The sequence below is a fragment of the Stenotrophomonas sp. 24(2023) genome (assembly GCF_030913365.1).
Taxonomy (GTDB): Bacteria; Pseudomonadota; Gammaproteobacteria; order Xanthomonadales; family Xanthomonadaceae; genus Stenotrophomonas.
On the sequence record NZ_CP133160.1, the window covers coordinates 4,001,126 to 4,026,678 of the forward strand.

Consider the following 25,553-nt stretch of genomic DNA (forward strand, 5'->3'; position numbering starts at 1 on the left):
GCCCGGCGGGCGTCAGCGCAGGCCGTCCACATCCAGGATCAACGCCATGCGGCCATCGCCGATCAGGGTGGCGCCGGCGTAGCCACGCAGGCCACGCAGTGCCTTGGGCAGCGGCTTGATGACCACTTCCTCGCGGCCACGGACCTGGTCCACCACCAGCCCGAAGCGGGCTTCGCCGGCCTGCAGCACCACGATGGTCAGCAGCGTGGCCGGCATCGGTTCCACGTCCAGCCAGTGGCGCAGGTCCACCAGGGGCAGGGTGTGCGAGCGGCGGTCGAGCACGGCGCGGCCATCGAACCAGCCCAGCGAGGTGGCCGGTGCATGCAGCACTTCCATCACGCGGGCCAGGGGCAGGGCATAGACATCCTCGCCGGCCTGCACCAGCAGGGTTGGCAGGATGGCCAGGGTGAGCGGCACGCGGATCATGAAGCGGCTGCCCCGGCCCAGTTCGGACTGGATCTGGATCTGCCCGCTCAGTTCGCGGATGCGCGACTGCACCACGTCCATGCCGACGCCACGGCCGGAGATGTCCGTGACTTCCTGCTTGGTGGAAAAGCCGGGCAGGAACACCAGGTGCAGGCATTCTTCCCCGCTCAGGCGCGCGGCCACTTCCGGGTCGATCAGGCCCTTTTCGCGCGCCTTCTGGCGCAGGCGTTCCGGATCGATGCCGGCGCCGTCGTCCTGCACCTCGATGCTGACATAGTCGCCTTCCTGTTGGGCCGACAGGCGCACGTGGCCATTGCGCGGCTTGCCCTGCGCTTCGCGCAGGTCGGGCATCTCGATGCCGTGGTCGATGGCGTTGCGCACCAGGTGCACCAGCGGATCGGCCAGTGCCTCGACCAGGTTGCGGTCCAGTTCGGTTTCGGCGCCGACCAGTTCCAGTTCCACTTCCTTCTTCAGGTTGCGGGCAACGTCGCGCGCCACCTTGGGGAAGCGCGAGAACACCTTGCCCACCGGCTGCATGCGGGTACGCATGACGGCCGACTGCAGGCGCGCGGTGGCGATGTCCAGCGTGGACACCGCGCGGTCCAGTTCCTCGTCGCGCAGGCGGATGCGCAGGGTCTTCAGGCGGTTGCGCGACAGCACCAGTTCGCCGATGAGGTTGACGATGGCATCCAGGCGCTTGGTGTCCACGCGCACGGTGTGCTCGGCCTCGGCCAGTGGCTTGGCCGCTGGCTTGCTGGCCGGTGCCGGCACGGCGGCCGGGCGCGGCATCGGCACGGGGGCAACGGCAGCGGCCGGCGCCACCGGCCGCGCACCGGGTGCGGCGCCCCCATGCAGCTGGTCCAGTAGTGCTTCGAATTCGTCTTCGTTGATCAGCCCGTCGTCGGCCCTGGCCGGTGCGGCGACCGCCGTCGGTGCCTTGCCGCCATGCAGTTGGTCGAGCAGGGCTTCGAATTCGTCTTCGGTGATGAGGTCGCTGGCGGGCGCGGCCGGGGCCGGGGTGCTGGCGGGCGAGGGGGTGACGGTCGGCGCGGTGCCGGCCACATCGAACTGTGCGATCAGCTCCGGCGGGGCATAGCCCGGCTCGGTGCCGGCCGAGACCGAATCGAGCATCGACTGCAGGTAGTCCAGCGACTGCTGGGCGGCGTCGAAGTGATGCGGCTGCAGCACGGCCTGGCCGGAGCGGGCCATGCCGAGGGTTTCTTCGGCGGCATGGCACAGCTCCACCATGGCGGTGATGCCCAGGAAGCCGGCACCGCCCTTGAGGGTGTGGTAACCGCGGAAGACCGCATTGAGCTGGTTGCTGTCCTGCGGCGCCTGTTCCAGCGTCACCAGCTGTTCGCCGAGGCGGTCCAGGATTTCCTGGGCCTCGATGATGAAATCGGCGGCGATGTCGTCGGACAGGGCGGCCATGGTTACAGCCCCAGGTCCGACAGCAGATCGTCGGCGTCGTTCTGCGAGACGGCGTGGTGGTCCACGCCCTTGACTGCGGGGCCAGCCAGTGCCGGTTCTTCGCGGCGGTGCTGTTCCGGCGGCAGGCCGAGCGCACCGAAGCCTTCATGCACGCGGCGCACGATGCCGACCACGCGGCGGATGATCTGCCCGGTCAGGTCCTGGTAGCTCTGGGTCAGGGCGATTTCGGTGAGGTTGTGGCGGATGCGCTCCAGCTGCACGTCCTGGTCCGGCTGCAGGCCATCGGCGCGCAGCTGCTCGGTCAGGGTGCGGCATTCCTCGGCCAGGTCCAGGGTGCGGTGGGTGGCCTGTTCGGTCATCGCCACCACGTGGTCCAGGCGCGCGCAGGCGTCGTCCAGCTCACCGGCATCGCTGGGTACGGTCGGCAGTTCGCCCAGGGCCTGGCCCAGTTCGCGGGCCAGGCGGCTCAGGCCGGCCATCATCGGCTGGGTGCGCAGCGCCACCAGGCCGTCGATCTGCTGGCGCCAGGCGCTTTCATCACCCGCTTCCAGCGCGTCCAGGGCTTCCTGCAGGCGCAGGGCCAGTGCGTTCCTGTCGACCGTGCTGTCCATCAGGCGCTGGCCGCCAGGCGTTCGAAGATCTTGCCGAGCTTCTCTTCCAGCGTCTGCGCGGTGAACGGCTTGATGATGTAGCCGTTCACGCCGCTCTGGGCGGCTTCGATGATCTGCTCGCGCTTGGCTTCGGCGGTCACCATCAGTACCGGCAGGGTCTTGAGCTTGGCGTCGGCGCGGATGGCCTTGAGCAGCTCGATGCCGGTCATCACCGGCATGTTCCAGTCGGTGACCACGAAATCGAACGGCTGGCTCTGCAGCAGTGCCAGCGCCGCATGCCCGTCCTCGGCTTCGGCCGTGTTGGTGAAGCCCAGGTCGCCGAGCAGGTTCTTGACGATTCGACGCATGGTCGAGAAGTCGTCGACGATCAGGATGCGCATGTTCTTGTTCAAAACGGATTTCCTTTGTTGTTCATTCTTCAGGGCCGGCGTGGGCCGCCCTGAACAGATTCATTGTTCCAGCCCGGCGTCGGCGGCTTCAAACACCTTCAGGCGGCCGCGCAGGCGCAGGACCGCCTGGCCATGGATCTGGCAGACCCGCGACTCGCTCACGCCGAGCACTGCGCCGATCTCCTTCAGGTTCAGTTCCTGCTCGTAATAGAGCGAGAGCACCAGCTGTTCGCGCTCGGGCAGGTGGCCGATGGCCTTGCCCAGCTCGCGGCCGAACTCGCCGCGCTCCAGCACCTGCTGCGGGGTCGGGCCGCCTTGGGCGATGGTGTCCAGCTCGCCCTGGTCCTCGATGCGCGATTCCAGGCTCAGCACCTGGCCGCGTGCAGCATCTTCCATCAGCCGCAGGTAGTCGGGCAGCGGCATCTCCATGGCGGCGGCCACTTCGGTGGCACTGGCGGCACGGCCGCTGGCCTGTTCCAGCCGGCGGATGGTGGCAGCCGCATCGCGTGCGCGGCGGTGCACCGAGCGCGGCACCCAGTCGCCCCGGCGGATCTCGTCGATCATCGAGCCGCGGATGCGGATCGAGGCATAGGTCTCGAACGAGGCGCCCTGGTCGGCATCGTAGCTGCGCGAGGCTTCGATCAGGCCCATCATGCCGGCCTGGATCAGGTCGTCGATCTCCACGCTCGCCGGCAGGCGTGCGGCCAGGTGGTGGGCGATGCGCCGCACCAGGTCCGAATGCTGGGTGATGCAGTCGGTCGCAGCGGCCCGCTGGACCTCCTTGTACTGGGCGGCGGCTTTCATGCGGCCACCCCGCGCTGCTTGAGGATGCGTTCGAGGAAGAACTCGACGCCGCCGCGCGGCTCGGTCGGGGCCTGCCAGCGGGCGGTGCGGCGGGCGATCTCGGTGATCGCCTGCGCGGCCGGGCTGGACGGGTAGGCCTTGACCACCGGCTGCTGGCGCTGCACCGACAGGCGCAGCCAGTCATCCTGCGGCACGCAGCCCAGGTAGTTCAGGGACACGTCGGCGAGGAACTTCTCGCACACGCGCACCAGCTTTTCGTACAGCACCCGGCCCTCGTTGGGGTCGCGCACCATGTTGGCCACCACCTGGATGCGGTCCACGCCGCGCTCGCGCGAGAGCACCTTGATCAGCGCGTAGGCGTCGGTGATCGAGGCCGGCTCGTCACAGACCACCACCACGGTGTCCTGCGCGGCCTGGCAGAAGGTCAGCACGCCGTCGGTGATGCCGGCGGCGGTGTCCACCACCATGATGTCCAGCTCGCGTTCCAGTTCGGAGAACACGTTGACCAGGCCCACGTGCTCGGCCGGCTGCAGCTCGGCCATGTGGCGGCGGCCCGAGGCGGCCGGGACCACCAGCACGCCGTTGGGGCCTTCCACGATCACGTCTTCCAGCGAGCAGCGCCCGGCGACCAGGTCGGCCAGGGTGAACGTGGGGTTCAGGCCCAGGATGACGTCGATGTTGGCCAGGCCCAGGTCGGCATCCAGCAGCAGGGTGCGTTTGCCCATGCCGGCCAGCGCCACGGCCAGGTTGGCCGAAACGTTCGTTTTGCCCACGCCGCCCTTGCCGCCGGTGACGGCGATGGTGCGGACCGGGCCCAGCGGCTGGCTGCGGGTGGCCGACAAAGGGAAGTTCTTGGTCAGCTTGGCGTATTCACGCGACGGCATGGTTCAACTCCGGGTTGCAGGGCATATCGGCCGCTCGGCGCAAATCTTCAAGGCGAAGTACGAGATTGGCTGCACTGGCCCGGTGCAGGTCCTCCGGGACGTCCTGCCCGTCGGTTACCCAGGTGATCGGCAGCTGGTGGTCCACGGCCACCGACAGGGCGCTGCCGAAGCGGCCGGTCTCGTCCAGCTTGCTCAGGACCAGGCCCTGCAGGTTGGCCGCGCCGAAGCGGCGGACGACTTCGTCCATGTCGCCGAAGCTGGTGTTGGCCGGCAGCACCAGCAGGGTGCGGACCTGGTGGGCGGCACGCAGCCATTGCAGCTGTGCGGCCAGGGCGCGGTCGCGCGGCCCCAGGCCGGCGGTGTCGATCAGGACCAGCTTGTAGTCCTTCAGGCGTTCCAGCAGCTGGCCCAGGTCGCTGCCGCTGCCGGCTTCGTGCACCGCAATGCCGAGCTGGCGGCCATAGCCGTACAGCTGTTCGCGGGCGCCGATGCGCAGGGTATCGGTGGTGACCAGGGCGACGTCGCGGGCGGCGTGCTTTTCGGCAAAGCGCGAGGCCAGCTTGGCGATGGTGGTGGTCTTGCCGGCGCCGGTCGGGCCGACCAGGGCGATCACCCCGCCTTCCTCCAGCGGATCGGCCGGGGCGATCGGCAGCTTGCGCGAGAGCAGGCCCAGCATCAGCCCGCGGCTGCGGTGGGCTTCGGTCTCCAGCGGGATCTGCATGGCCACGTCGCGGGCGATGCCGGCGTCGAACCCGTATTCGTCCATCAGGTCCAGTGCGGCCGCACGGACCGGGCTGCCACGCAGGCGTTCGTCGGTGAAGCGGTTCATCTCACGCTCGATGACATGGCGCATGCCGGCCACCTCCTGGCGCAGCTGGCGGATTTCTTCTTCGTCGCGGGCCACCAGGGTCAGCGTCGGCGGGGCGACGACCGTGGGGGCGGTGACCGCCGCTTCGGTGCCGGCCGCCACGGCGGGCGCGATGTCCTGTCCGGGCGCAGGCGCGGCGGCCACGGCGAAAGAGGGCAGCGGCAGCGGCGGCGGCAGGGACGCGGCCGTGGCGACGGCAGCGGTCGCGGCCTCATCCAGCGGCGGGTCGATGATGAAGCGGGCGCGGTTGGGGGCCGGCACCGGTTCACTGGCTGCCGCCGGTTCGGCGGCCTGCCCGGCCGCGCTGTCGGCGGCAGCGAACGGGGTGAAGATCTGTTCCGGCAGTGCCGGTTCATTGACGCTGGCCCGTGCCAAGGTTTCGGCGAAGCCGCTGCTGCCGCGGGTCGGCACGATTTCGTCGGCACTGTCCAGAGTGCGGCCGGTGGCACCTACGGCGGCGCGGGCCAGGGCGGCCACGGCCGAGGTGGTGGCGGCCACCGGGTCCGGGGCCAGGGCAGCGGTCTTGCGGCGGGTGACGGCCGCGATCATCGCATCGGCGGCGCTGCGCGGCTTGGCCGGCCTGGGCGGGGCCACATCGCGGCGCGAGGCTTCCAGCGCTCGCTGCACGGCGCTCTCGTCATAGTTGGCTGCAGCGACGATTTCGATGCCTTCCTCGATCCGGCGGTTGGACAGGATCACCGCATCGGGTCCATGTTCCTTGCGCACCAGGTTCATGGCCGAGCGCATGTCGGCGGCAACGAATCGTTTGATTTTCATGCTGTGGTCACGGGACGAAGTCGGCGGAGTGGGAGCGGGAGAACGCGGGTGGTCGGTGGTCTGCACGGTTCGGGTTCCCCTCGGTGTCGGTGTGCTGCGGTGTAGTGAAAATGGTGTCTGTTTTCTGGCGCGTCGGAGGGGCGGCTCAGCTGATCGTGCCGACCAGCTTCAGGCGCTTGTCCTCCGGCACCTCGCTGTAGGCCAGCACCGACAGCGACGGAACGCTGTGGCGGACCAGCCGTGCCAGCGCGGCACGCACCGGGCCTGGTACCAGCACGACCGCCGGCTCGTTGCGGGCTTCCTGCTTGCTGACACAGTCGGCAAGGCTCTGGTGCAGCCGTTCGGCGAGACCGGGTTCCAGCGCGGCGCCGTTGCCCTGGGTGGACTCCTGCAAGACGCGTTCCAGTTGCGGGTTGAGGGTGAACACCGGCAGCTCCGGCGACATGCCGGCGATTTCCTGCACGATGAAGCGGCCCAGCGAATTGCGCACGGCGGCGGTGAGGGTGGCCGCGTCCTGCGCATGCGGGGCGTGCTCGACCAGCGATTCGGCGATGCGGCGCAGCTGGCGGATCGGAATGCGCTCGATCAGCAGGTTCTGCAGCACGCGCACCACGGTGGACAGCGGCAATGCCTTCGGCGTCAGGTCTTCGACCAGCTTCGGCGCGCTCTTGGCCAGGGTGGCCAGCAGCTGCTGGGCTTCTTCGTGGCCGAGCAGCTCCGGGGCATGCTCGCGGATCAGGTGCGAGAGGTGGGTGGCGACCACGGTGGCCGGATCGACCACGGTGTAGCCCATCGATTCGGCCTGTGCCCGCTGGTGGGGCTGGATCCAGGTGGCATCCAGGCCGAAGGCGGGATCCTTGCCGGCAATGCCGTCCAGCGGGCCCAGCGCGCTGCCCGGGTCCAGCGCCAGTTCGCGGTCGGGATGGATGTCGGCGGTGGCCACCGGCACGCCATGGATCAGTACCCGGTAGCCGGTGGCCGGCAGTTCCAGGTTGTCGCGGATGTGCACGGAAGGAATCAGGAAGCCGATGTCCTGGGTCAGCTTGCGGCGCACGCCCTTGATCCGGGCCATCAGTTCGCCGCCCTGCTTGGCATCCACCAGCGGGATCAGCCGGTAGCCCACTTCCAGGCCGAGCGGATCGACCGGGCGCAGTTCGTCCCAGCTCAGTTCGGCCGTCGGTGCCGGCGAGGCCGGGCGGCCCATAGCGTCCAGCGCGATGCCGTCCGGGCCGATCGGCTCCGGCTTGGCCGGGGCCTGTTCCTTCTTCCACAGCTTCCAGGCGATGAAGCCCAGGATCGATGCCAGCGTCAGGAAAGCGACGTTGGGCATGCCCGGCACCAGGCCGACCAGCCCGATGATGCCGGCGGCGATGGCCAGGGCGCGGTACTGGCCGAACACCTGGCCGATCATGGCCTGGCTCATGTCCTGGGCCCGCGAGGCGCGGGTGACCAGCATGGCCACCGCGCTGGACACCAGCAGGGCCGGCAGCTGCGCGACCAGGCCGTCACCGATGGACAGCAGCGTGTAGGTGGCCGCGGCATCGCCGAAGGGCATGCCGTGCTGGGCCATGCCCACGGCCAGGCCACCGATCATGTTGATGAACAGGATGAGGATGCCGGCGATGGCATCGCCACGGATGAACTTGCTGGCACCGTCCATCGCACCGTAGAAGTCGGCTTCCTCGCGGACTTCCTCGCGGCGCAGCTTGGCTTCCTCGCGCGTCAGCAAACCGGCGTTGAGGTCGGCGTCGATGGCCATCTGCTTGCCGGGCATGGCGTCGAGGATGAAGCGCGCGGTCACTTCGGACACGCGGCCGGCGCCTTTGGTGATGACCACGAAATTGATGATGGTCAGGATCGCGAAGACCACGATGCCGACCGCGTAGTTGCCACCGATGACGAATTCACCGAAGGCGGCGATCACCTTGCCCGCCGCCTCGTGGCCGTTCTGGCCGTTGAGCAGGATCACGCGGGTGGAGGCCACGTTCAGCGCCAGCCGCAGCATGGTGGTGATCAGCAGCACGATCGGGAAGATGGTGAAGTCCAGCGGGCGCTTCACGTAGACCACCGCCAGCAGCACCATCAGCGAGATGGCGATGTTGAAGGTGAACAGCGCATCGAGCACCGGCGGGGCCAGCGGCACCACCACCATGGCCAGCAGGGCCAGCACGATCAGGGGCGCACCCACGCCGCTGCGGATCATGTCCAGGATGCGGCGGGCATTGAAGCCCTGGATCTGCGCGCTCACGGCTGGCCTCCATTGGCGAATTCATCCACGTCCACGCGCGGCGGCGCCGGCATCGGGCCGGTGCGCCAGGCGCGCAGCTGGTAGACGTAGGACAGGACCTGGGCGACGGCTGAATACAGTCTCACGGGGATTTCCTTGCCGAGTTGCCCTTCCCGATACAAGGCGCGTGCCAAAGGCGGGGCCGAGACGATGGCCACCTTGTTGCCGTCGGCCACTTCACGGATGCGCAGGGCCAGTTCGTCCACGCCCAGGGCGACCACGGTGGGGGCGCCCATGCGGCCGCCTTCGTATTTCAGGGCCACGGCGTAGTGGGTCGGATTGGCGATCACCACATCGGCGGTGGGCACCGCTTCCATCATCCGGCGGTTGGCCAGCTGCTGCTGCATCTGCCGGATGCGGCCTTTCACTTCCGGGCTGCCTTCGCTTTCCTTCAGTTCCCGGCGCAGCTGCTCGCGGGTCATCTTCAGCTTGCGCATCCAGTTCCAGCGCTGGTAGGGGGCATCGATGGCGGCCAGCACCAGCATGGCCACGGCCGTGGCCAGCAGCAGTTTCAGGGTGAACCCCAGGCCGTGGCCGATGGCGCTTTCCAACGGCTGGTGCAGCAGCCCGCGCAGGGTATCCATGCTGGTCCATACGGCCAGGCCGGCGGCCGTGCCGACGAAGGCCACGCGCAGCAGCGACTTGATGAACTCGGCGATGGCTTCCGGGCCATACAGGCGCTTGAGCCCGGACAGCGGGTTGAGACGCTTGAAATCGGGGGTCATCGCCTTGGCCGACCAGCGCAGGCCGCCCATCACCAGCGGCGAAAGGAAGCTGGCCAGCAGGCAGACGATCACCAGCGGGGCCATGGCCAGCAGCAGGCGCAGCAGCAGGTCGCCGAAATGGCCGACCATTTCCTGGGGGTGCTGGCGCAGGGCCAGGTCCGGGCGCAGGGCCTGCTTCATCCAGGCCACCGCGCCGGCGGCGATCGGGCCGCTGACCGCCATCACCGCCAGCACGCCGGCCCCGAACACCGCCGCGGTGGCCAGTTCGCGCGAACGCGGCAGGTTGCCCTGCTCGCGGGCTTCGCGGAGTCGTTTTTCTGTCGGTTGTTCGGTTTTTTCGCCGGCGTCTTCGTTCTCGGACATCACAGGCACTGCGGCTGGGGTTGCCGGGGTGCGTGCAAGAACCGTTCCGCCCGGCCTGCCGGGCCTGGCCCGGTGCTACGGGGACGGGGCGGTCCGCAGGGGAACCGTCACCACGCTGTCGCTGTGCCACTCCACCTGCAGGGGAGCCCCCGCATCGGCCACGGTCTCGTCACTGACATCGCGCCCGGTGCCGTGGTTCACCTGGTGCATGGCGTCCTTCAGCACATCCACCTTGACCAGCAGGCGGCTGCCGGCGGCCAGGCGGCGGGCCACCATGCGCGTCCGGTCGAAGGGCAGGTGGGTCCATTGCGCAGGCTGCAGCAGCTGGCGCTTGGCCGGGTCGCGCACGTGGCTGGCCCGGCCCATGAAATAGGACAGCTGCATGCGGCGGCCGTCGGCCATCAGCTCGTACAGGGTGACGGTGAAGTCCAGGTCACGCTTGTTGATGCGGACCTTCAGATCGCCGGAGAAGCTGCCCACCAGGTCCATCGGTGTGCTGAACGGTTCGGAGGCGAAGGACAGCGCGGTGTCCGCCGTGTCCTTCGCGGCGACGATGGGGAACGGGTAGTAGCCATGCCGCATTTCGTTGCGGTCGGCCAGGTCCACGGTCTGCCGCAGCTGGCCTGGCGGGGGCGCCTGTTCCTGCAGGTGGTGGTAGCCATCGGCCGATGCCCGTGCCGCCGAGAGATGGAAGCGGCGGTAGCTGCCCGCCGCAGCCTGCAACGACGGTGCGTGGCCCCAGCGGTCGGCACCCATCAACTGGTAATTGACCCGGTCGGGCACCAGCGCCGGGCGTGGCGCACCACGCAGCACATGGTCCAGCCACTGGAACGTCAGTGCCGGGGTGTCGAACTGCGCCACCGGGTCCAGTGCATAGCCGCGCAGCTGCATGGGCTTGAGTGCCGACTGCGCGCCGCTGTGGTCGTAGGGCCCGATCAGCAGGGTGTGGTCGGCATCGGGCCGGTGCCGCAGGTGCTCCCTGACGTACTGCAGGGCCGAGATCTGGCCATCATCGTAGTAGCCGGTGATGGTCAGCACGGGAATGCGGATGTCGGCGAACTGCTCGCCATACGGGACCATCGCCTGCCAATAGGCATCGTAGGACGGGTGGGCAAGCCAGCGCTGCAGCCAGGGATTGGGCGTGCCATCGATCTGGTCGATCTGCCGGTAGGAACGGCCGGAGGTGTACCAGCGCCGGCCCAGCTGCGACCAGCGCGCGCGCTGGGCATAGGTCGCCGTGTCCAGCATCGGGCCGTTGGTCACGTAGAACGCCCAGCCGTAGTTGGCGCTGAGAAACACGTTGTTCTCCATCGGCACGCCCTGGCCGGGGATGGCGGCGACATAGGGCACGATGGTCTTCAAGGCTGGGTGGTGGTGGCGTGCCGCCGCCCATGCGGTGAAACCCTCGTAGCTGCCGCCGTACATGGCCACCCGGCCATCGTTCCAGGCCTGGCGGCTGACCCAGTCGATGGCCGCGTTTGCATCCTCGCCGTCGTGCTCGTACGGGGCGATCGTGCCGGTGCCCTGGCCCTTGCCGCGTGCATCGACGACGATGCCGGCATAGCCATGGGCGGCGGCCAGCAGCATCTTCAGCCGGTTCTTTGGCGGGTCGGTGTAGATGGTGAACAGCATGGCCGCCGGCAGGGGGGCGGTGGCGGCGCGTGGCCGCGCCAGTTGTGCCGACAGCACCACGCCTTCGGCCGCAGGAATGCGCAGCGTGTCATCGATCACGAAGCGGCGCTGTTCTTCGGCGGCCAGCAGGGCCGGGGCCAGTGCCGCCGCCCGCGACTGCGCCCGCAGCACCGCCTGCAACTGGACCAGCTCCAGGGCTGCGGCGTCCGGCAGGGTTGCAGCATCGGCCTGCGCAGCCAGTGCCTGCGCCAGTTGCGCACGTACTGTCGCCGGGTCCACGCTCAATGCGGCATCGGCCTGCACCGCTGCCACGTCATCCAGCCCGTTGAAGGCTGCATGGAAGGCGCGGGTGTAGGCGGTGGCATCCGCATCGCCGGCCGTGGCCAGCAGCAGCATCGGTACCCAGCGCTGCGCGGCCGCCGTATCGTTGGCGGCGAGCAGCGCCGTGCGTACCCCCTGGATGGTGGCCTGCGCCTGGGCATAGCGACCTGTCGCCAACAGCGCGTGGCTGCGCTGCGCATCGGTCAGCGCGGGCGATTGCAGCAGTTCGCTGCCGAGGCGTTGCAGCGCGCCATCGACCTGCGCCGGGGACGCATCGGCCGGCAAGGACCAGGACAGATCACCTGCGGCAGCGGGGCCACAGGCCAGGGCCAGCAGCAGGCCGGCAAAGGTGATGCGTAGAGCCACAGGATCTTCCTTGGGTAACGGGCGCGCGGCCCATCATACGGCGCCCTGCGCCGGGCGCGGCCCGGCACTACCCGGGCGGCGGCGGCTCGGTGCGCTTGCCCACGGCCAGTTCCACCCGGGGCCGCGGCAGGTCGTGCAGCTGCATGAACCGGGTGGCATCCACCGGGCGGCCCAGCAGATAGCCCTGCAGGTAGTCACAGCCCAGCCGTTCCAGGTAGGCGCGCTGGGCGGCGGTTTCCACGCCCTCGGCGACGATGTCCATGTCCAGTGCATGGCCCAGGGCCACGATGGCCGACACGATCACCACGTCCTCGGCGCTGTGTTCCAGGTCGCGCACGAAGGCGTGGTCGATCTTGATTTCCGTGGCGGGCAGGCGCTTGAGGTACAGCAGGCTGGAATAACCGGTACCGAAATCGTCGATGGAAATGCCCACCCCCAGTCCCGACAGGGACTGCAGCAGGCGCAGGCTGGCATCGGTATCACGCATGACCGTGCTTTCGGTGATTTCCAGCACCAGCTGCCGGGGCGGCAACCGGTACCGTTCCAGCACCTCGCGCACATCGCGCAGCAGATGGGGCGAGCCGAACTGGATCGGTGACAGGTTCACCGACACGCTCCAGCTGTCATGCCCGGCGTCGTGCCACTGGCGCAGCTGCCGGCAGGCCTGGTCCAGCGCCCAGCGGCCGATTTCGTTGATGGCGCCGCTGCGCTCGGCCAGGCGGATGAAGCGGTCCGGCGGAATCAGGCCATGGTCGGGGTGGCGCCAGCGGATCAGCGCTTCGGCACCGGCCACCGCATGGCTGGCAACCCTGATCTTGGGCTGGTAATGCAGGAACAGCTGGTCGGTGCCGATGGCCCTGCGCAGGTCGGCCAGCAACCGGAACTGCTGTTCGGCGCTGTCGTTCATCCAGTCGGCGAACAGCACGAAGGCATTGCGGCCGGCTTCCTTGGCCTGGTACATGGCCGCATCGGCAAAGGCCATCAGCTGGCGTTCGCTGGCGGCATGGTCCGGACAGATGGCGATGCCGATGCTGGCGGTCACCTGCAGCTCGCTGTCGGCCAGCAGGGGGCCGCTGCCGATCGCCTGCAGGATGCGGCGGGCCAGGGTGGGCAGATCCTCGTCGTGCTGGATGCGTACCACCAGCACGAATTCGTCGCCGCCCAGCCGTGCCAGCAGATCGTGCGGGCGCAGCAGCTGCCGCGTGCGCTCGGCCACGGCCACCAGCAGGGCGTCGCCGGCCTGGTGGCCATAGGCATCGTTGACCTGCTTGAAGCCATCCAGGTCCATGAACATCACCGCGAAGCGGCTGCCGCCCTGTTCGGCCTCGGCCAGCGACTGCACGATGCGCCGCTGCAGCAGCAGGCGGTTGGGCAGCCGGGTGAGCGGGTCGTGCAGGGCCGCCTGGGTCAGTTCCTGCTGCGCATCGGTCAGTGAACTGCTCAACGTGGCGTTGCGCAGCCGCAGCAGCTGCGCCTCCACGCGCTGGTCCAGCCAGGACACCACCAGCACCACGGCCAGGATGGCCACGGTCAGCAGCATCACCAGGGCGGCCAGCCATTCACTGTGCAGCCCGCTTTCCCCGGCGGCGCCGCAGATGCTGCCTTCCGGGAACCGTGCCGCGGCCATGCCGGTGTAGTGCATGCCGACGATGGCCATGCCCAGCAGGCCGGCGGCGGCCAGCCGGTCGCTGATGCGCGTGCGCTGCGCGCGCAGGCGGAAGGCCACGTACAGGGCGGTCCAGGAGGCGGCCACGGCGATCAGCAGCGACAGCGCCAGCCACCCGGGCTGGTAGTCGATGCCCGGCTGCATGCGCAGCGCGCCCATGCCCACGTAGTGCATGCCGGCAATGCCGGCGCCCATCAGCAGCGCGCCGCCGCCCAGCCGCGGGTGCGGCAGCGTCGGCTGGGATACCAGCCACAGCGCGAACACCGAAGAGGCGATGGCAGCGGCCAGCGACAGCAGGGTGATCGGCAGGTCGTAGCCCAGCGGTATGGGCAGGGAGAAGGCCAGCATGCCGATGAAATGCATCGACCAGATGCCCAGGCCCATCGCGCAGCCACCGCCGATGCGCCAGAGCCAGGTCGCCCCGCGCCCCGGCGCGGTGGCCGTGCGCCCGGCCATCGCCAGGGCCGTGTAGGAGGCCAGGACGGCCACCAGAAGGGATGTCGCCACCAACCACGGGTTGTACGTGCCTTGCAGCATTCGCCAGCCTCCAGACCTGCCTGTCTGTTACGCGGAAAACCACGTCGGGGCATGCGTTGACCAGCAGCCGTCCCCAGCTGCCGCAGCACGGCGCCCCCCCAAGGACGCCATGGACCTGAATCTACCGCGCCCCCCTGGGGGGACGGCAAGCGGCAAGATGTGATGATCGCGTCAGCGGGTCACCGCGCCGGCCGCATCGAAGGCCGCATCGAACAGCCGCTGTACCGGCGGCCCCATTTCCCCGGCCAGCAGGGCCAGCAGGAACAGCCCCAGCAGCAGCGAGACCGGCAGGCCGAGCTGGATCGGGTTCAGTGCAGGCGCAGCACGGGCCAGCACGCCGAAGGCCAGGTTCACCGCCAGCATCGCCACGGTCAGCGGAATGGCCAGGCTGAGCGCACCGCGCAGCACGGTCAGCAGGAAGGTCGGGGCGATGCTGAAGAAGGCATGCGGGTCGGGCAGGGCGGTACCGATGGGTAGGGCGCGGTAGCTGTCCACCAGCAGCGAGATCAGGGCCAGGTGCCCGTTGGCGGTGAAGAACAGCAGGCCGAACATCAGGTAGAACCATTGCCCGATGACGACCGAGGTCCCACCGCGCATCGGGTCGCTCATCTGCGCGAAGGCCAGGCCGGTACCCTGGCCGATCAGTTCGCCGGCCAGCGCGCCGGCTTCGAACACCAGCCGCAGCAGGAAACCGATCGCCACGCCGATGGCCAGCTCGCGGGCGATGGTCAGCACCGTGGCGGCATCGAAGCCGGTCCAGGCCGGCACCGGTGGCAGCAGCGGCGCCAGGGCGATCGCCAGCGTACCGGCCAGGATCACCCGCACCCGTGCCGGCACCGAGCGGGTGCCGACCATCGGCATGGCCATGACCATCGCGCCCAGGCGCAGCATGGTCCACAGTACGGTGGCGATCATCCCGAAGGCATTCAGGCCATCGGTGGCCATCTGCGTGGCGGCATCCATCAGCGTGCGCGGTCCACTAGCCGATCAGGTGCGGAATGCGCTGGAACAGCAGCGTGGTGAATTCGACCAGGTGGCCGACCAGCAGGCTGCCCAGTGCGAACAGCACGGCCGTCAGTGCCGCCGCCTTGGCGACGAAGGCGATGGTCGGTTCGTTGAGCTGGGTCGCGGCCTGCACCACGCCCACCACCACGCCGACCACCAGCACGGTCAGCAGCAGCGGGCCGGCCACCCACAACACGGTGATCAGGCCGCCACGCAGTTCGGTCAGGGCAAGTTCGGGAGACATCGTGATTCCATCGGTAGCGCCGGACCACGCCCGGCGGTGATTGATGCGCTGGCGGGCGATGCCCGGCCACGCCTGTGTAGCGCCGGGCCATGCCCGGCGGCCTGTGCCATCACGCCGGATTGAAACTGGCCGCCAGCGTGCCCACGGTCAGCACCCAGCCATCGACCAGCACGAACAGCAGGATCTTGAACGGTGCCGACACCAGCATCGGCGACAGCATCATCATGCCCATCGACATCAGCACGCTGGCCACGACCAGATCGATGATCACGAACGGGATGAAGATCAGGAAGCCGATCTCGAAGGCGGTCTTCAGTTCGCTGGTGACGAACGATGCCACCAGCACCGGGAACGGGATCGCATCGGGGCTGGCGTAGGTGCCGTGCCCGGCGATACCGGCGAAGGTCATCAGGTCCGTTTCGCGGATCTGGGCCAGCATGAAGGCGCGCAGCGGCTGGGTGGTCATGGTCCAGGCGGTCTGGAAATCGATGTCGCCGTTGAGGTACGGCGCCATGCCCTGGCTCCAGGCCTTGTCCCAGGTCGGCAGCATGATCATCGCGGTCAGGAACAGGGCCAGGCCCAGCAGCACCTGGTTGGAGGGCGTCTGCCCAGTGCCCAGCGCCTGGCGCAGCAGGCCGAGCACGATGATGATGCGGGTGAAGGCGGTCAGCACCAGCAGCATCGACGGGATCAGGGTGATCGCCGTCATCAGTAGCAGGGTCTGCAGCGGCAGGCTGACCGGCGCGCCGCCGACCTTGCCCACCGTCACATCGGGCAGGGCCGACATGGCCGGGGCGGCAAAGGCCAGTGCCGGCAGCAGGCACAGGGCCAGCACCAGCAGCCAGGGCATCAGGGGCATGGAACGGAAACGGGCGGGGCGCATCTCAGGGGTCCTTGCGCAGCCGCTGCTGCAGCAGCTGGGCGAAATTGGGCAGGTTCTTCAGGTCCGGCACGCGCATCGGCGTGGGCGGCGGCAACGGTTCGGGCAGGGTGTGCAGGTGGCTGATGCCACCGGTGGTGACGCCCAGCAGCAGCTGCTGGCCGTTCACGTCCACCACCACCACGCGCTCCTTGGCGCCTACGTTGAGGCTGGCCACCAGCTTCATGCCTTCCGGTGGCCGGAAGCCACTGCCCGGCATGCGCTTGAGCAGCCAGGCCAGGCCCAGCACCAGCGCCAGCACGGCCAGCAGCGCGAGCACCGCGCCGAACAGGCTCGGTGCGGACGCGGCGTGCTGGCCGACCTTGGGCGCGGCCGGGGCGGCGGCGATCAGGGTGGCCAGTACGTTCAACGCAGTCTCCGGATCCGTTCGCTGGGGCTGACCACGTCGGTCAGGCGCACGCCGAAGCGGTCGTTGATGACCACCACTTCGCCGTGGGCGATCAGCGTGCCGTTGACGAACACGTCCAGCGATTCACCGGCACCGCGCTCCAGTTCCACCACCGAGCCCTGGTTGAGCTGCAGCAGGTTGCGGATCGGCAGGCGGGCGCGGCCCACTTCCAGCGACAGGGTCACCGGCACGTCCAGGATCACGTCCAGGTTCAGGTCGGCGCCCGGGGCTTCGTCGGCCTGCAGGGTGCTGAACTGCGCCGGGGTCGGTTCGGTGGATTCGATGTCGTTCATTGCGGGTCTTCCTGGATGACGGGTGCGCGCGGGCGGGTACCCGGCGGATGGGTAGCAGTGATCTTCACGGCGTTCATGCCGTTGGCGATGCCGAACTCGCCGGTGAACACCGGGATGTTCTCCACGCACAGGGGAACCTGCGGGGCCAGCTCGATCGGCAGGATGTCGCCGACTTTCAGTTGGGTCAGGTCGCGCAGCGTCATGCGCTTGCTGGCCAGCACGCTGGACAGGGTCACTTCGGCGATGTTGAGCTGTTCGCGCAGGGTGCGGCCCCAGCTTTCATCGCGGTCGTTGCGGTCGCTCTGGATGCCGGCATCGAGCAGTTCGCGGATGGGTTCGAGCATCGAGTACGGCAGGGTGACGTGGATGTCGCCGCCACCGCCGTCCAGTTCGACATGCAGGCGGCACACCACCACATACTCGCGCGGCGTGACGATGTTGGCGAAGTGCGGGTTGATTTCCGAGTTGATGTATTCGAAATCCACCTCCATCACCGGTGCCCAGGCCTCGCGCAGGTCGGCGAAGGTCTGCTTGAGCAGCAGGTGGATCACGCGCATTTCCGTGGCGGTGAATTCACGGCCCTCGATGCGTGTCGGGTAGCGGCCATCGCCCCCGAAGAAGTTGTCGACGATGGCGAACACCAGCGTCGGCTCGAACACGATCAGCCCGGTGCCGCGCAGCGGCTTGAAGCGGATCAGGTTCAGGTTGGTCGGTACATACAACGAGTGCATGTAGTCGTTGAACTTGATCAGCTCGATGCCGCGCACGGACAGTTCGGCCGAGCGGCGGATCAGGTTGAACAGGCCGATGCGCCACAGGCGCGCAAAGCGCTCGTGGACCATTTCCAGGGTCGGCATGCGACCGCGGATGATGCGGTCCTGGCTGGCGAAATCATACGATCGCGCTTCACCGGACGGCGGCTCAGGCTCGGTTTCGACCGCGCCACTGTCCACACCGTGGAGCAGCGCGTCGATCTCGTCCTGGGACAGCAGGTCATTCATGGGGAGCCCTTACTGGGTCACGAAGCTGGTGAACAGCAGGTCGTCGGCGCCGTTGCTGCCGGTCTCGGCCTTGAGCACCTTCTGCACTTCGGCCAATGCGGTGGCCTGCAGCTTCTGCTTGCCGGCCACATCGGCGATCTGGTCGGGGCTGACCTGCGACAGCAGCATCAGCAGGCGTGCACGGATGGCCGGCGCGTGGGTCTTGATGGCTTCCAGTGCGGCCGGGTCGCGGGTCATCAGCTGCACTTCCACCTGCAGGTAGCGCGGGCCGTCGACCGGGCCGCTCAGGTTCACCACGAATGCCGGCTCCAGCGCGAAATACTGGGCGGGGGCGGGCAGGGCGGCTTTCTTGGCCGGCGCATCGGCCTTGACAGGCTTCGCGTCGGCGGGCTGGCGGGTGAAGTACCACACGCCACCGCCGGCGGCACCGGCGGCCAGCACCGCCACCAGGGCGATGATCAGGATCGGACGGCCGGATTTGGCCGGGGCGTCCTTGTCGGTCTTCTTGCTCTTGTCTGCGGCTGCGGCCACGGGGGGAAGCTCCTTCGGGTTGCTTCCCCAGCCGATGCAAGTGGCGTGCCTGAACGCGCGGTACCGCCGGTGGCGGAATTCTGGCGGTGCCGGAGAAGCATCCACGCATGGCGTGGATCTACAACGCCATGCCCCGCGTCACCAATTGCCCCGCGCCACGCACGGGCGAACCGCGCGGTGCCGGTAGATCCACGCCATGCGTGGATGAACCCGCCCGCGATGCGGGCCAACCCACGCCATGCGTGGCCCCCGCAACGCCCCTCCGCCCGCGCCACGCACGGCCGAACGGTGCGGTACCGGTAGATCCACGCCATGCTTGGATGAACCCCCGATGCTGGTAGATCCACGCCATGCGTGGATGTACGTGCCGCCTACGCGGTCAGGCGTAGGCGTCCAGCAGACCGCGCTGGCGGATCAGCTGCGCAGCCGGCAGCACGGCCTCCCCACGCGACGGTTCTCCGTCACCGCCTTCGGCGCGGCCCTGGCCGCTGCCGGGCTGGGCGTCACCGCTGCCGCCGTTGGGCGAATGGCCGACATCGGCATGGGCCAGCTGGAAGCCCTGTTCGCCCAGCAGGTCGCGCAGGCGCGGCAGGCTGCTTTCCAGCGCCTGGCGCACGTCCACATGCGGGCTGCTGAAGCTGGCATGCACCTTGTCGCCGTTGAGCTGCAGGCGCACGTCCACCGGCCCCACATCATCCGGGCTCAGGCGGATATGGGCGTGCCCGATCTTCTGGTCGGCCAGCCAGCCCACGCGGGCGCCGATGGCCTGGTCGAAGCCTTCATCCCCCAGCACCGGCGTCGGCGTGGGTTCACCGGTGAACGCGGCGGCATTCGCCAGTACGGTACGCAGGTCATGGCTGGGGGCAATGCCCTGCAATGGCGCCGGTGCCGGTGTCGACAGGTCCATGCCATCGTCGCCATCGGCATTGATGGCGCCATGCGCAGGCAACAGTGCGGCCCCGGCCAGCGCCGCGGGCGGGGCGTCCTCGGCGGCCGGTGTCGCCGCTGCTGCTGTACCCGGTGCAGTCGGCAAGGCCGGGCCGGGGGCGGCGTTCAACAGCGGCGCGGCCGGCAACGGTGCGCTGGTCGCATCGGGGTCGAGGGGCAGGGGGCCGGGCAACGGCGCCGGTTCGGCCGGCGGTGCGGTGGCCAGCACCAGGCCGGCCAGTCCAAACGGGGGCCACGGTGCCGCAGCGTCCTCGGCGGGCGCTTCCTTGTCACTGCCCGGGCGGGCAGCCCCCTTGCCGGCGGTGGTGACCCCGCTGCCGTCGGCCGGGGCGGTGCTGGCGGTGCTGCTGGCCGGCCTGTCGGTGGACGGCTTGCCCGGGTCGCTGGCGCCGGGCACGGGGGTGGGGCGGTTGCCGCCGGTGCTGGCCGTGTCCTTGCCGGTGCTGGCACCTCCCTTCGGCGTGCCACCCAGCAGCTTGCCGAAATCACCGTTGCCGTCGTTGCGCGAGGACGTGCTGTTGCCGGCACCGCTGGCGCCGGCGGCGCTGCCGGTGCCCGTGGGCACCGGGCTGGTCATGACCGGTGGCATCACGGCTGGCCTCCCTGTTCTTCATCACGGTCGGCGATCTGCGCCTGGCGCGCACGGCGTGCGCCCAGGTCATCCATTTCGCGCTGGTCGCGGCGGTCGGCCACGGTCTTTTCCTGGGCCCGGTAGCTGGCCGCCAACTGCTCCAGTACCTGCTTGTCACGGCTGGCCAACAGCAGGCGTGCGCGTTCGGCCTCGACCTTTTCCCGGTTGCCATCCACGGTGCGCTGCTGCTGTTCCACCGCGCTGTCGAGGCGGTCCAGGAAGGCGCGCCGGTTCAGCAGCTGCGCCGGGCTGGTCGCGGCCATCTGGGCGTTTGCATACTCTTCGGCATAGCGCCGCAGCTCGTCCAGCCGCGACAGGTGCGTTTCCAGCGTGCGCTGGCGTTCGGCCAGGTCGCGGGCCACTTCGTCTTCGTGGTCCTGGGCCCGCTTGAGCAGGGGGTCGATGCGCTTGGACTGGATCATGGCAGCCTCGGGTTCTCTTGTTCCACCAGGCGCTGCAGCGCGGCCTGGCTGTGCGGAAGGTCAGCGGCCTTGCCGACGTCCTGGCCCAGGAAATCGACGATTTCCGGCCAGCGGTCCAATGCTTCGTCCGTCGCCGCGTCGTTGCCGCGCTGGTAGGCGCCGATGGCGATCAGGTCGCGGTTGGACGAATACGCCGACACCAGCCGCTTGAGCTTGCGGATGCGCAGGCGCCAGGGTTCATCGGCGATTTCCGTGACCACGCGGCTGACCGACGATTCCACGTCGATGGCCGGGTACAGCCCGCTGTCGGCCACCCGGCGCGAGAGCAGGATGTGGCCATCGAGGATGGCGCGGGCCGCGTCTGCGATGGGGTCCTGCGGGTCGTCGCCTTCGGTCAGCACGGTATAGAACGCGGTGATCGAACCACGCCCCTTGGCACCGTTGCCGGCGCGCTCGACCAGCGCCGGCAGCTTGGCGAACACCGAGGGCGGGTAGCCGCGGGTGGTCGGTGGTTCGCCGACGGACAGGCCGATTTCGCGCTGGGCCTGGGCGAAGCGGGTCAGCGAGTCCATCAGCAGCAGCACGTTCAGGCCCTGGTCGCGGAACCACTCGGCGATGGCCGTGGCCCGGTAGGCACCGTGCAGGCGGGCCAGCGGCGGCCGGTCGGCGGGGCTGGCCACCACCACGGCGCGGCGCAGGCCTTCCTCGCCCAGCGTGGTTTCGACGAAATCGCGCACTTCGCGGCCACGTTCGCCGATCAGGCCGACCACGATCACGTCGGCGGCGGTGTAGCGGGTCATCATGCCCAGCAGCGTCGACTTGCCGACGCCGGAACCGGCGAACAGGCCCACGCGCTGGCCACGGCCGATCGGCAGCAGCGCATTGATCGCGCGCACGCCCACGTCCAGTGGCTGGGTAATGGGTTCACGCGCCAGTGGATTGATCGAGACGCCGGCCATGCCGACGTGGCCCTCGGCACGGATCGGGCCCTTGCCGTCCAGCGGTACGCCGTCGCTGTCGATCACGCGGCCGAGCAGGCCTTCGCCCACTTCCACGCCGCCACGCCGTGCCGAAGGCACCACGCGGGCATTGGGCAGCAGGCCGTGCAGTTCGGCGCTGGGCATCAGGTAGGTGCGTTCACCGGCAAAGCCGACCACTTCGGCATCGACCCAGCCGCCATCGACCACTTCGACCTTGCAGCTGGCGCCGAGCGGCGCCTCGCAGCCGACGGCTTCCAGGGTCAGGCCCACCGCACGGCGCAGCACGCCTTCGCGGATCAGGCCACGGCCATGGGCCGTATCGACCTTCAGTGCATCCAGCCGGTTGGCCAGGCGCAGGTTGCGGGCCACGGCCCAGTCGGCCGGTTGCGCGGCAGCACTCATGTCGTGGCTCCGGTCTGGCGGATCACCGCATCCAGCGCACCGCGCAGACGCGCGTCCAGGGTGCCGTCGATGCGTACCGCCTCGGCATGCACGCGCAGGTCGCCGCGGCTCAGCGACAGGTCCGCAGCCAGGCGCTGCTGCGCGGACAGCTGCAGCAGCGGGGCGAGCGCGGCGATGTCATCCGGGTGCAGGCGCACTTCGACATCGCGGCTGCTGCCGCCCACCGCGTCGATCGCTTCGCCCACCAGCTGTGCCAGCAGGGCCGGATCGGCCTGGTAGGCACGGCCGACCAGGCTGCCGGCCACGCGGACGGCCAGTTCCCCCAGTGCGGCGACCACTTCGTTCTCCAGCCGTACCAGCGGCCGGCTGAAGTTGTCCAGGATGCCCTCGATCTGCGCGACCAGGCGGCGCACTTCCGCCTGGCCCTGGGCAAAGCCCTCCTGGTGGCCACGCTCGAAACCTTCCTTCTCGGCGCTGTCCTGGATGGCCTGGATGTCCTCCAGGGTGGGCAGCTGCAGCGGCGGTTCGGGCTCGTGTTCCGGGTCCGGTTCGGTCAGCTCGAACGCCTCCTGCGGGGCCAGCGCCGGGTCCGGCGCGGCCAGCAGGTCGGGGGCGAGCCAGCGCACGACGTTGCTCACAGCATGGCCTCCGCGCTGCCGCCGATGGTGACGGTGCCTTCATCGGCCATGCGCTTGACGATGGCCAGGATCTCGCGCTGGGCGGTCTCCACATCGGACAGGCGCACCGGGCCACGGGCTTCCATGTCTTCCAGCAGGATCTCGGCCGCACGCTGGGACATGTTGCGGGTGATCTTGTCGCGCACCTTGATGTCGGCACCGCGCAGGGCCAGGCCCAGGCGTTCGCCGCTGACTTCGCGCAGCACCAGCTGCATTTCGCGGTCGTCCAGGTCCACCAGGTCGTCGAACACGAACATCAGGTCCTGGATGCGGCCACTGAGCGGCGCATCGATGCGCGCGATCTCGCCCAGGATGGCCTGGTCCTGGCCACTGTCCATGAAGTTGAGGATGTTGGCCGCGCACTGCACGCCGCCGATGTTGGACGACTTCAGGTTCTGGTTGCCGGAGAACTGGCGCTCCATGATCTCGTTGAGTTCATTGAGGGCGTTGGGCGGAATGCCATCCAGCGTGGCGATGCGCAGCAGCACGTCCACGCGGGTGCGCTCGGGCAGCAGCTTCAGGGCATCGGCGGCCTGGTCGGTTTCCAGATGGGCCATCACGATGGCGATGATCTGCGGGTGCTCGTTGCGCACCAGGTCGGCCACCGCACGCGGGTCCATCCACTTCAGCGCGTCCAGGCCGGTGGTGTTGCGGCCCAGCAGGATGCGGTCGATCAGGTTGCTGGCCTTCTCGGTGCCCAGCGCCTGCACCAGCATGTTGCGGATGTAGTCATCCGAGCCCACGCCCAGCGAGGTCTTCGAGCCCAGTTCCTGGCTGAACTGGTCCATCACCCGTTCCACCTGCTCGCGGGTGACGTCGGACATGGTGGCCATGGCGATGCCGATCTTCTGCACCTCCTTGGGTTCCATGTGGCGCAGCACTTCGGCCGCGTCCAGTTCGCCCAGCGACAGCAGCAGGATGGCGGCACGCTGCACGCCGGTGATCTCTGCCTCAGTCATTGGCCACCCAGCCCTTGACCACCTGGGCCACGCGCTTGGAATCGGTCTTCACGGCTTCACGGGCCATCCGCAGTCTTTCCTCATAGGAGTCCACCGGCAGCGCCAGCGCGTCCTGTCGTGACAGGTGCGCGCGGTCGGCCGCCAGGGCCGGCAGCGGGCTGCCTTCGTCGTCCACCAGCTGCACGTCCGCCGAATGCGGCTCCAGTGCGAGTTCGTCGTTCTTCTTGCTGCTGCCGGTGATGGCACGCAGCGCCGGGCGCAGCACGCCGAACAGCAGCGCCAGCACCACCACCGCGCCGAGCAGCAGGCGCAGGCCGTCCTGGACCTGTGGCAGCTCCCACCACTTCGGGCCTTCCACCGGGGTGGTGTCACGCACGAACGGGGCATTCATCACCGACACGGTGTCGCCGCGCTCGGCATCGAACCCCACCGCCTGCTTGACCAAGCCCTCGATGCGGGTCAGCTCGGCAGCCGACAGCGGCTGTTCGGCCAGCTTGCCGTTGGCGCCGGGGCGCGGCACGTTGTCCAGCAGCACCGCCACCGACACGCGCTTGATGCGGCCGGCCGGCTGGCGGGTGTGCTGCAGGGTGCGGTCCAGCTCGTAGTTGCGGGTGGCGTTCTTGCTCGATTCGGTCGGCGTCTGCGCGGTCTGCGGTGCCGGTGCGGCGGCCGGGCCCGGCGGGGTGTTGCTGGTCGCACCGGGCACGCCCTGCGGGCCGGGGGTGCTGCTGTTGTTTTCGCTCACCTGCTCGCTGCGCAGCTTGGCCGGTTCGCCGTTGTACAGCTCGCGGGCTTCCTCGGTGGTGGAAAAGTCCATGTCCACGCTGACTTCGGGGTTCACGCGGCCGGGGCCGGTCATCGGTTCCAGCAGTTCGCGGATGCGCTGGTTGAAGGAGGTTTCCTGGCGGCGGCGCTGCTCGAACTGCGCAGCGTTGATGGCCGCCTCGCTGTTGGGGTCGGACACGCTGAGCATGCGCCCGTTCTGGTCCACCACCGTCACCCGTTCCGGCGACAGGTCCGGAATGCTGGCGGCCACCATGTGCACGATGGCGTCCACCTGGCTGCGCTCCAGCTGCTGGCCGCCGCGCAGTTCCAGGGTGACCGAGGCACTGGCCACGTCGCGCTGGCGGGTGAAGGCGCTGGGTTTGGGAATGGCCAGGTGCACCCGCGAGTCGCGTACCGGGCGCAGCGTGTTGATGGTGCGCGACAGCTCGGTTTCCAGCGCGTGCTGGTAGCGGGCGCTTTCCACGAACTGGCTGACGCCGAAGCCGGGGTCGCGCTCCATCAGCTCGAAGCCCAGCTTGCCGCTGTCGGTCAGGCCCGAACCGGCCAGCTTCAGGCGGGCATCGTGCAGGTTCTTTTCCGGCACGGTGATGGCGCCGGTGGCCGGGTTCAGTTCGAACGGAATCTGCGCGGCGCGCAGCAGGTCGGTGGCCTCGGCGGTGGCCTTCTGGTCCAGGCCGGTGTACAGCGGCACCATGCCTGGTTTCTGTGACCAGAAGAACACGGCCAGGCCGGCCGCCACGGCCACTGCGATCATCGCCATCAGGCCCAGCCTGCGGGTGATCTGCAGGCTCTGCAGGCGGTCGAACCACTGGCCGGCCTTTTCGGCGTTGAGGGTTTCCTTGGAGAGCGTCAGTGCCATGGCGCAGGGTTCCTTACAGCGGCATGTTCATCACGTCCTGGTAAGCCTGGACGAGACGGTTGCGGACTTCCACGGTGGCGCGGAAGGCGATCTGCGACTGCTGGGAGGCGACCATGACCTTGGCCAGGTCGGCGCCGGGCACGCCCAGTTCAAAATCACGGGCCAGCTGGCCAGAGGTCTGCTGGGCCTGGTTCACGCTGGACAGTGCCCCGCGCAGGGTTTCGGTGAAGCTGGCCGGCGCGGCCTGCGTCGCACCCAGGGCGGTGGGGGCGATGGCGTTGTCGCGCGGCGCTTCGTTCCCGGTCGGCAGCACGGTGGTCGGCTGCGTGATCTGGGACTGGTAGGAGCGGATCTGCGAAAGGATCGACGTGACGGAGTGCGACATCTGCAACGGTTCCAT

General features: G+C 69.1%; 24 protein-coding genes. All 24 read right to left on the minus strand.

Annotation, left to right across the window (positions count from 1 at the left end; translation table 11 throughout):
- Window positions 1–12 precede the first annotated feature (12 nt).
- Window positions 13–1,857 carry a chemotaxis protein CheA gene (locus Q9R17_RS18250; RefSeq protein WP_308155993.1) on the minus strand — a complete coding sequence of 615 codons (1,845 nt, stop codon included), beginning with the start codon at window positions 1,855–1,857 and terminating at the stop codon, window positions 13–15.
- A 2-nt stretch (window positions 1,858–1,859) separates the two neighbouring features.
- On the minus strand, window positions 1,860–2,468 hold the full coding sequence (locus Q9R17_RS18255; protein ID WP_308155994.1) for a protein phosphatase CheZ: 609 nt from the start codon (window positions 2,466–2,468) through the stop codon (window positions 1,860–1,862).
- Window positions 2,468–2,860 (minus strand): chemotaxis response regulator CheY, encoded by a 393-nt coding sequence (gene cheY / locus Q9R17_RS18260; protein ID WP_308155995.1) that lies wholly within the window; start codon window positions 2,858–2,860, stop codon window positions 2,468–2,470. Before cheY ends, Q9R17_RS18255 begins: the two co-directional genes overlap by 1 nt.
- A 57-nt stretch (window positions 2,861–2,917) precedes the next feature.
- Window positions 2,918–3,661, minus strand: a complete 744-nt coding sequence (locus Q9R17_RS18265; RefSeq protein WP_308155996.1) for an RNA polymerase sigma factor FliA — start codon at window positions 3,659–3,661, stop codon at window positions 2,918–2,920.
- Window positions 3,658–4,545 (minus strand): P-loop NTPase, encoded by an 888-nt coding sequence (locus Q9R17_RS18270; RefSeq protein ID WP_308155997.1) that lies wholly within the window; start codon window positions 4,543–4,545, stop codon window positions 3,658–3,660. Before Q9R17_RS18270 ends, Q9R17_RS18265 begins: the two co-directional genes overlap by 4 nt.
- Window positions 4,532–6,190 carry a flagellar biosynthesis protein FlhF gene (gene flhF / locus Q9R17_RS18275; protein WP_308155998.1) on the minus strand — a complete coding sequence of 553 codons (1,659 nt, stop codon included), beginning with the start codon at window positions 6,188–6,190 and terminating at the stop codon, window positions 4,532–4,534. The genes Q9R17_RS18270 and flhF overlap by 14 nt, the downstream gene beginning before the upstream one ends.
- Window positions 6,191–6,335: 145 nt before the next feature.
- Window positions 6,336–8,393, minus strand: coding sequence for a flagellar biosynthesis protein FlhA (gene flhA / locus Q9R17_RS18280; protein WP_308158379.1), 2,058 nt, complete (start codon window positions 8,391–8,393; stop codon window positions 6,336–6,338).
- Window positions 8,394–8,434: 41 nt separating this feature from the next.
- The gene (gene flhB / locus Q9R17_RS18285; RefSeq protein WP_308155999.1) at window positions 8,435–9,565 is read right to left on the minus strand and encodes a flagellar biosynthesis protein FlhB; all 1,131 of its coding nucleotides are present in this window, start codon (window positions 9,563–9,565) and stop codon (window positions 8,435–8,437) included.
- Window positions 9,566–9,640: 75 nt separating this feature from the next.
- A complete protein-coding gene (locus Q9R17_RS18290; protein ID WP_308156000.1) occupies window positions 9,641–11,884 on the minus strand; it encodes a CocE/NonD family hydrolase in 2,244 nt (747 codons plus the stop codon).
- A 67-nt stretch (window positions 11,885–11,951) separates the two neighbouring features.
- The gene (locus Q9R17_RS18295; RefSeq protein WP_308156001.1) at window positions 11,952–14,087 is read right to left on the minus strand and encodes an EAL domain-containing protein; all 2,136 of its coding nucleotides are present in this window, start codon (window positions 14,085–14,087) and stop codon (window positions 11,952–11,954) included.
- 171 nt (window positions 14,088–14,258) lie between these two features.
- Window positions 14,259–15,050 carry a flagellar biosynthetic protein FliR gene (gene fliR / locus Q9R17_RS18300; RefSeq protein ID WP_308156002.1) on the minus strand — a complete coding sequence of 264 codons (792 nt, stop codon included), beginning with the start codon at window positions 15,048–15,050 and terminating at the stop codon, window positions 14,259–14,261.
- A 16-nt stretch (window positions 15,051–15,066) separates the two neighbouring features.
- Window positions 15,067–15,336 (minus strand): flagellar biosynthetic protein FliQ, encoded by a 270-nt coding sequence (locus Q9R17_RS18305; RefSeq protein WP_308156003.1) that lies wholly within the window; start codon window positions 15,334–15,336, stop codon window positions 15,067–15,069.
- Between the two features lie 109 nt (window positions 15,337–15,445).
- Complete coding sequence (fliP, locus tag Q9R17_RS18310) at window positions 15,446–16,195, minus strand: flagellar type III secretion system pore protein FliP (RefSeq protein WP_308158380.1); 750 nt, start codon at window positions 16,193–16,195, stop codon at window positions 15,446–15,448.
- 25 nt (window positions 16,196–16,220) lie between these two features.
- Window positions 16,221–16,625: a flagellar biosynthetic protein FliO gene (fliO, locus tag Q9R17_RS18315; RefSeq protein ID WP_308156004.1), complete on the minus strand. Its 405-nt coding sequence runs from the start codon at window positions 16,623–16,625 to the stop codon at window positions 16,221–16,223.
- A complete protein-coding gene (fliN, locus tag Q9R17_RS18320) occupies window positions 16,622–16,957 on the minus strand; it encodes a flagellar motor switch protein FliN (RefSeq protein ID WP_308156005.1) in 336 nt (111 codons plus the stop codon). Before fliN ends, fliO begins: the two co-directional genes overlap by 4 nt.
- Window positions 16,954–17,958 carry a flagellar motor switch protein FliM gene (fliM, locus tag Q9R17_RS18325; protein ID WP_308156006.1) on the minus strand — a complete coding sequence of 335 codons (1,005 nt, stop codon included), beginning with the start codon at window positions 17,956–17,958 and terminating at the stop codon, window positions 16,954–16,956. Before fliM ends, fliN begins: the two co-directional genes overlap by 4 nt.
- A 9-nt stretch (window positions 17,959–17,967) precedes the next feature.
- Window positions 17,968–18,489: a flagellar basal body-associated FliL family protein gene (locus tag Q9R17_RS18330; RefSeq protein WP_308156007.1), complete on the minus strand. Its 522-nt coding sequence runs from the start codon at window positions 18,487–18,489 to the stop codon at window positions 17,968–17,970.
- A gap of 379 nt (window positions 18,490–18,868) precedes the next feature.
- Entirely contained in the window at window positions 18,869–20,026 is a 1,158-nt protein-coding gene (locus Q9R17_RS18335; RefSeq protein WP_308158381.1) for a flagellar hook-length control protein FliK, read from the minus strand.
- Window positions 20,026–20,490, minus strand: coding sequence for a flagellar export protein FliJ (fliJ, locus tag Q9R17_RS18340; RefSeq protein ID WP_308156008.1), 465 nt, complete (start codon window positions 20,488–20,490; stop codon window positions 20,026–20,028). The genes Q9R17_RS18335 and fliJ overlap by 1 nt, the downstream gene beginning before the upstream one ends.
- Window positions 20,487–21,872: a FliI/YscN family ATPase gene (locus Q9R17_RS18345; RefSeq protein WP_308156009.1), complete on the minus strand. Its 1,386-nt coding sequence runs from the start codon at window positions 21,870–21,872 to the stop codon at window positions 20,487–20,489. The genes fliJ and Q9R17_RS18345 overlap by 4 nt, the downstream gene beginning before the upstream one ends.
- On the minus strand, window positions 21,869–22,510 hold the full coding sequence (locus tag Q9R17_RS18350) for a FliH/SctL family protein (protein ID WP_308156010.1): 642 nt from the start codon (window positions 22,508–22,510) through the stop codon (window positions 21,869–21,871). The genes Q9R17_RS18345 and Q9R17_RS18350 overlap by 4 nt, the downstream gene beginning before the upstream one ends.
- Complete coding sequence (fliG, locus tag Q9R17_RS18355) at window positions 22,507–23,493, minus strand: flagellar motor switch protein FliG (RefSeq protein WP_308158382.1); 987 nt, start codon at window positions 23,491–23,493, stop codon at window positions 22,507–22,509. Before fliG ends, Q9R17_RS18350 begins: the two co-directional genes overlap by 4 nt.
- A 7-nt stretch (window positions 23,494–23,500) precedes the next feature.
- Entirely contained in the window at window positions 23,501–25,153 is a 1,653-nt protein-coding gene (fliF, locus tag Q9R17_RS18360) for a flagellar basal-body MS-ring/collar protein FliF (RefSeq protein WP_308156011.1), read from the minus strand.
- A 13-nt stretch (window positions 25,154–25,166) separates the two neighbouring features.
- The gene (gene fliE, locus Q9R17_RS18365; RefSeq protein ID WP_308156012.1) at window positions 25,167–25,538 is read right to left on the minus strand and encodes a flagellar hook-basal body complex protein FliE; all 372 of its coding nucleotides are present in this window, start codon (window positions 25,536–25,538) and stop codon (window positions 25,167–25,169) included.
- Between the last annotated feature and the right edge of the window lie 15 nt (window positions 25,539–25,553).

Coding starts and splice junctions, on each gene's coding strand:
- Q9R17_RS18250 (WP_308155993.1), bottom strand. CDS start 1,857: ATGGCCGCCCTGTCCGACGACATCGCCGCCGATTTCATCATCGAGGCC.
- Q9R17_RS18255 (WP_308155994.1), bottom strand. CDS start 2,468: ATGGACAGCACGGTCGACAGGAACGCACTGGCCCTGCGCCTGCAGGAA.
- Q9R17_RS18265 (WP_308155996.1), bottom strand. CDS start 3,661: ATGAAAGCCGCCGCCCAGTACAAGGAGGTCCAGCGGGCCGCTGCGACC.
- Q9R17_RS18270 (WP_308155997.1), bottom strand. CDS start 4,545: ATGCCGTCGCGTGAATACGCCAAGCTGACCAAGAACTTCCCTTTGTCG.
- flhF (WP_308155998.1), bottom strand. CDS start 6,190: ATGAAAATCAAACGATTCGTTGCCGCCGACATGCGCTCGGCCATGAAC.
- flhA (WP_308158379.1), bottom strand. CDS start 8,393: ATGATCCGCAGCGGCGTGGGTGCGCCCCTGATCGTGCTGGCCCTGCTG.
- flhB (WP_308155999.1), bottom strand. CDS start 9,565: ATGTCCGAGAACGAAGACGCCGGCGAAAAAACCGAACAACCGACAGAA.
- Q9R17_RS18295 (WP_308156001.1), bottom strand. CDS start 14,087: ATGCTGCAAGGCACGTACAACCCGTGGTTGGTGGCGACATCCCTTCTG.
- fliR (WP_308156002.1), bottom strand. CDS start 15,050: ATGGATGCCGCCACGCAGATGGCCACCGATGGCCTGAATGCCTTCGGG.
- Q9R17_RS18305 (WP_308156003.1), bottom strand. CDS start 15,336: ATGTCTCCCGAACTTGCCCTGACCGAACTGCGTGGCGGCCTGATCACC.
- fliP (WP_308158380.1), bottom strand. CDS start 16,195: ATGCCCCTGATGCCCTGGCTGCTGGTGCTGGCCCTGTGCCTGCTGCCG.
- fliN (WP_308156005.1), bottom strand. CDS start 16,957: ATGAACGACATCGAATCCACCGAACCGACCCCGGCGCAGTTCAGCACC.
- fliM (WP_308156006.1), bottom strand. CDS start 17,958: ATGAATGACCTGCTGTCCCAGGACGAGATCGACGCGCTGCTCCACGGT.
- Q9R17_RS18335 (WP_308158381.1), bottom strand. CDS start 20,026: ATGCCACCGGTCATGACCAGCCCGGTGCCCACGGGCACCGGCAGCGCC.
- fliJ (WP_308156008.1), bottom strand. CDS start 20,490: ATGATCCAGTCCAAGCGCATCGACCCCCTGCTCAAGCGGGCCCAGGAC.
- Q9R17_RS18345 (WP_308156009.1), bottom strand. CDS start 21,872: ATGAGTGCTGCCGCGCAACCGGCCGACTGGGCCGTGGCCCGCAACCTG.
- fliF (WP_308156011.1), bottom strand. CDS start 25,153: ATGGCACTGACGCTCTCCAAGGAAACCCTCAACGCCGAAAAGGCCGGC.
- fliE (WP_308156012.1), bottom strand. CDS start 25,538: ATGTCGCACTCCGTCACGTCGATCCTTTCGCAGATCCGCTCCTACCAG.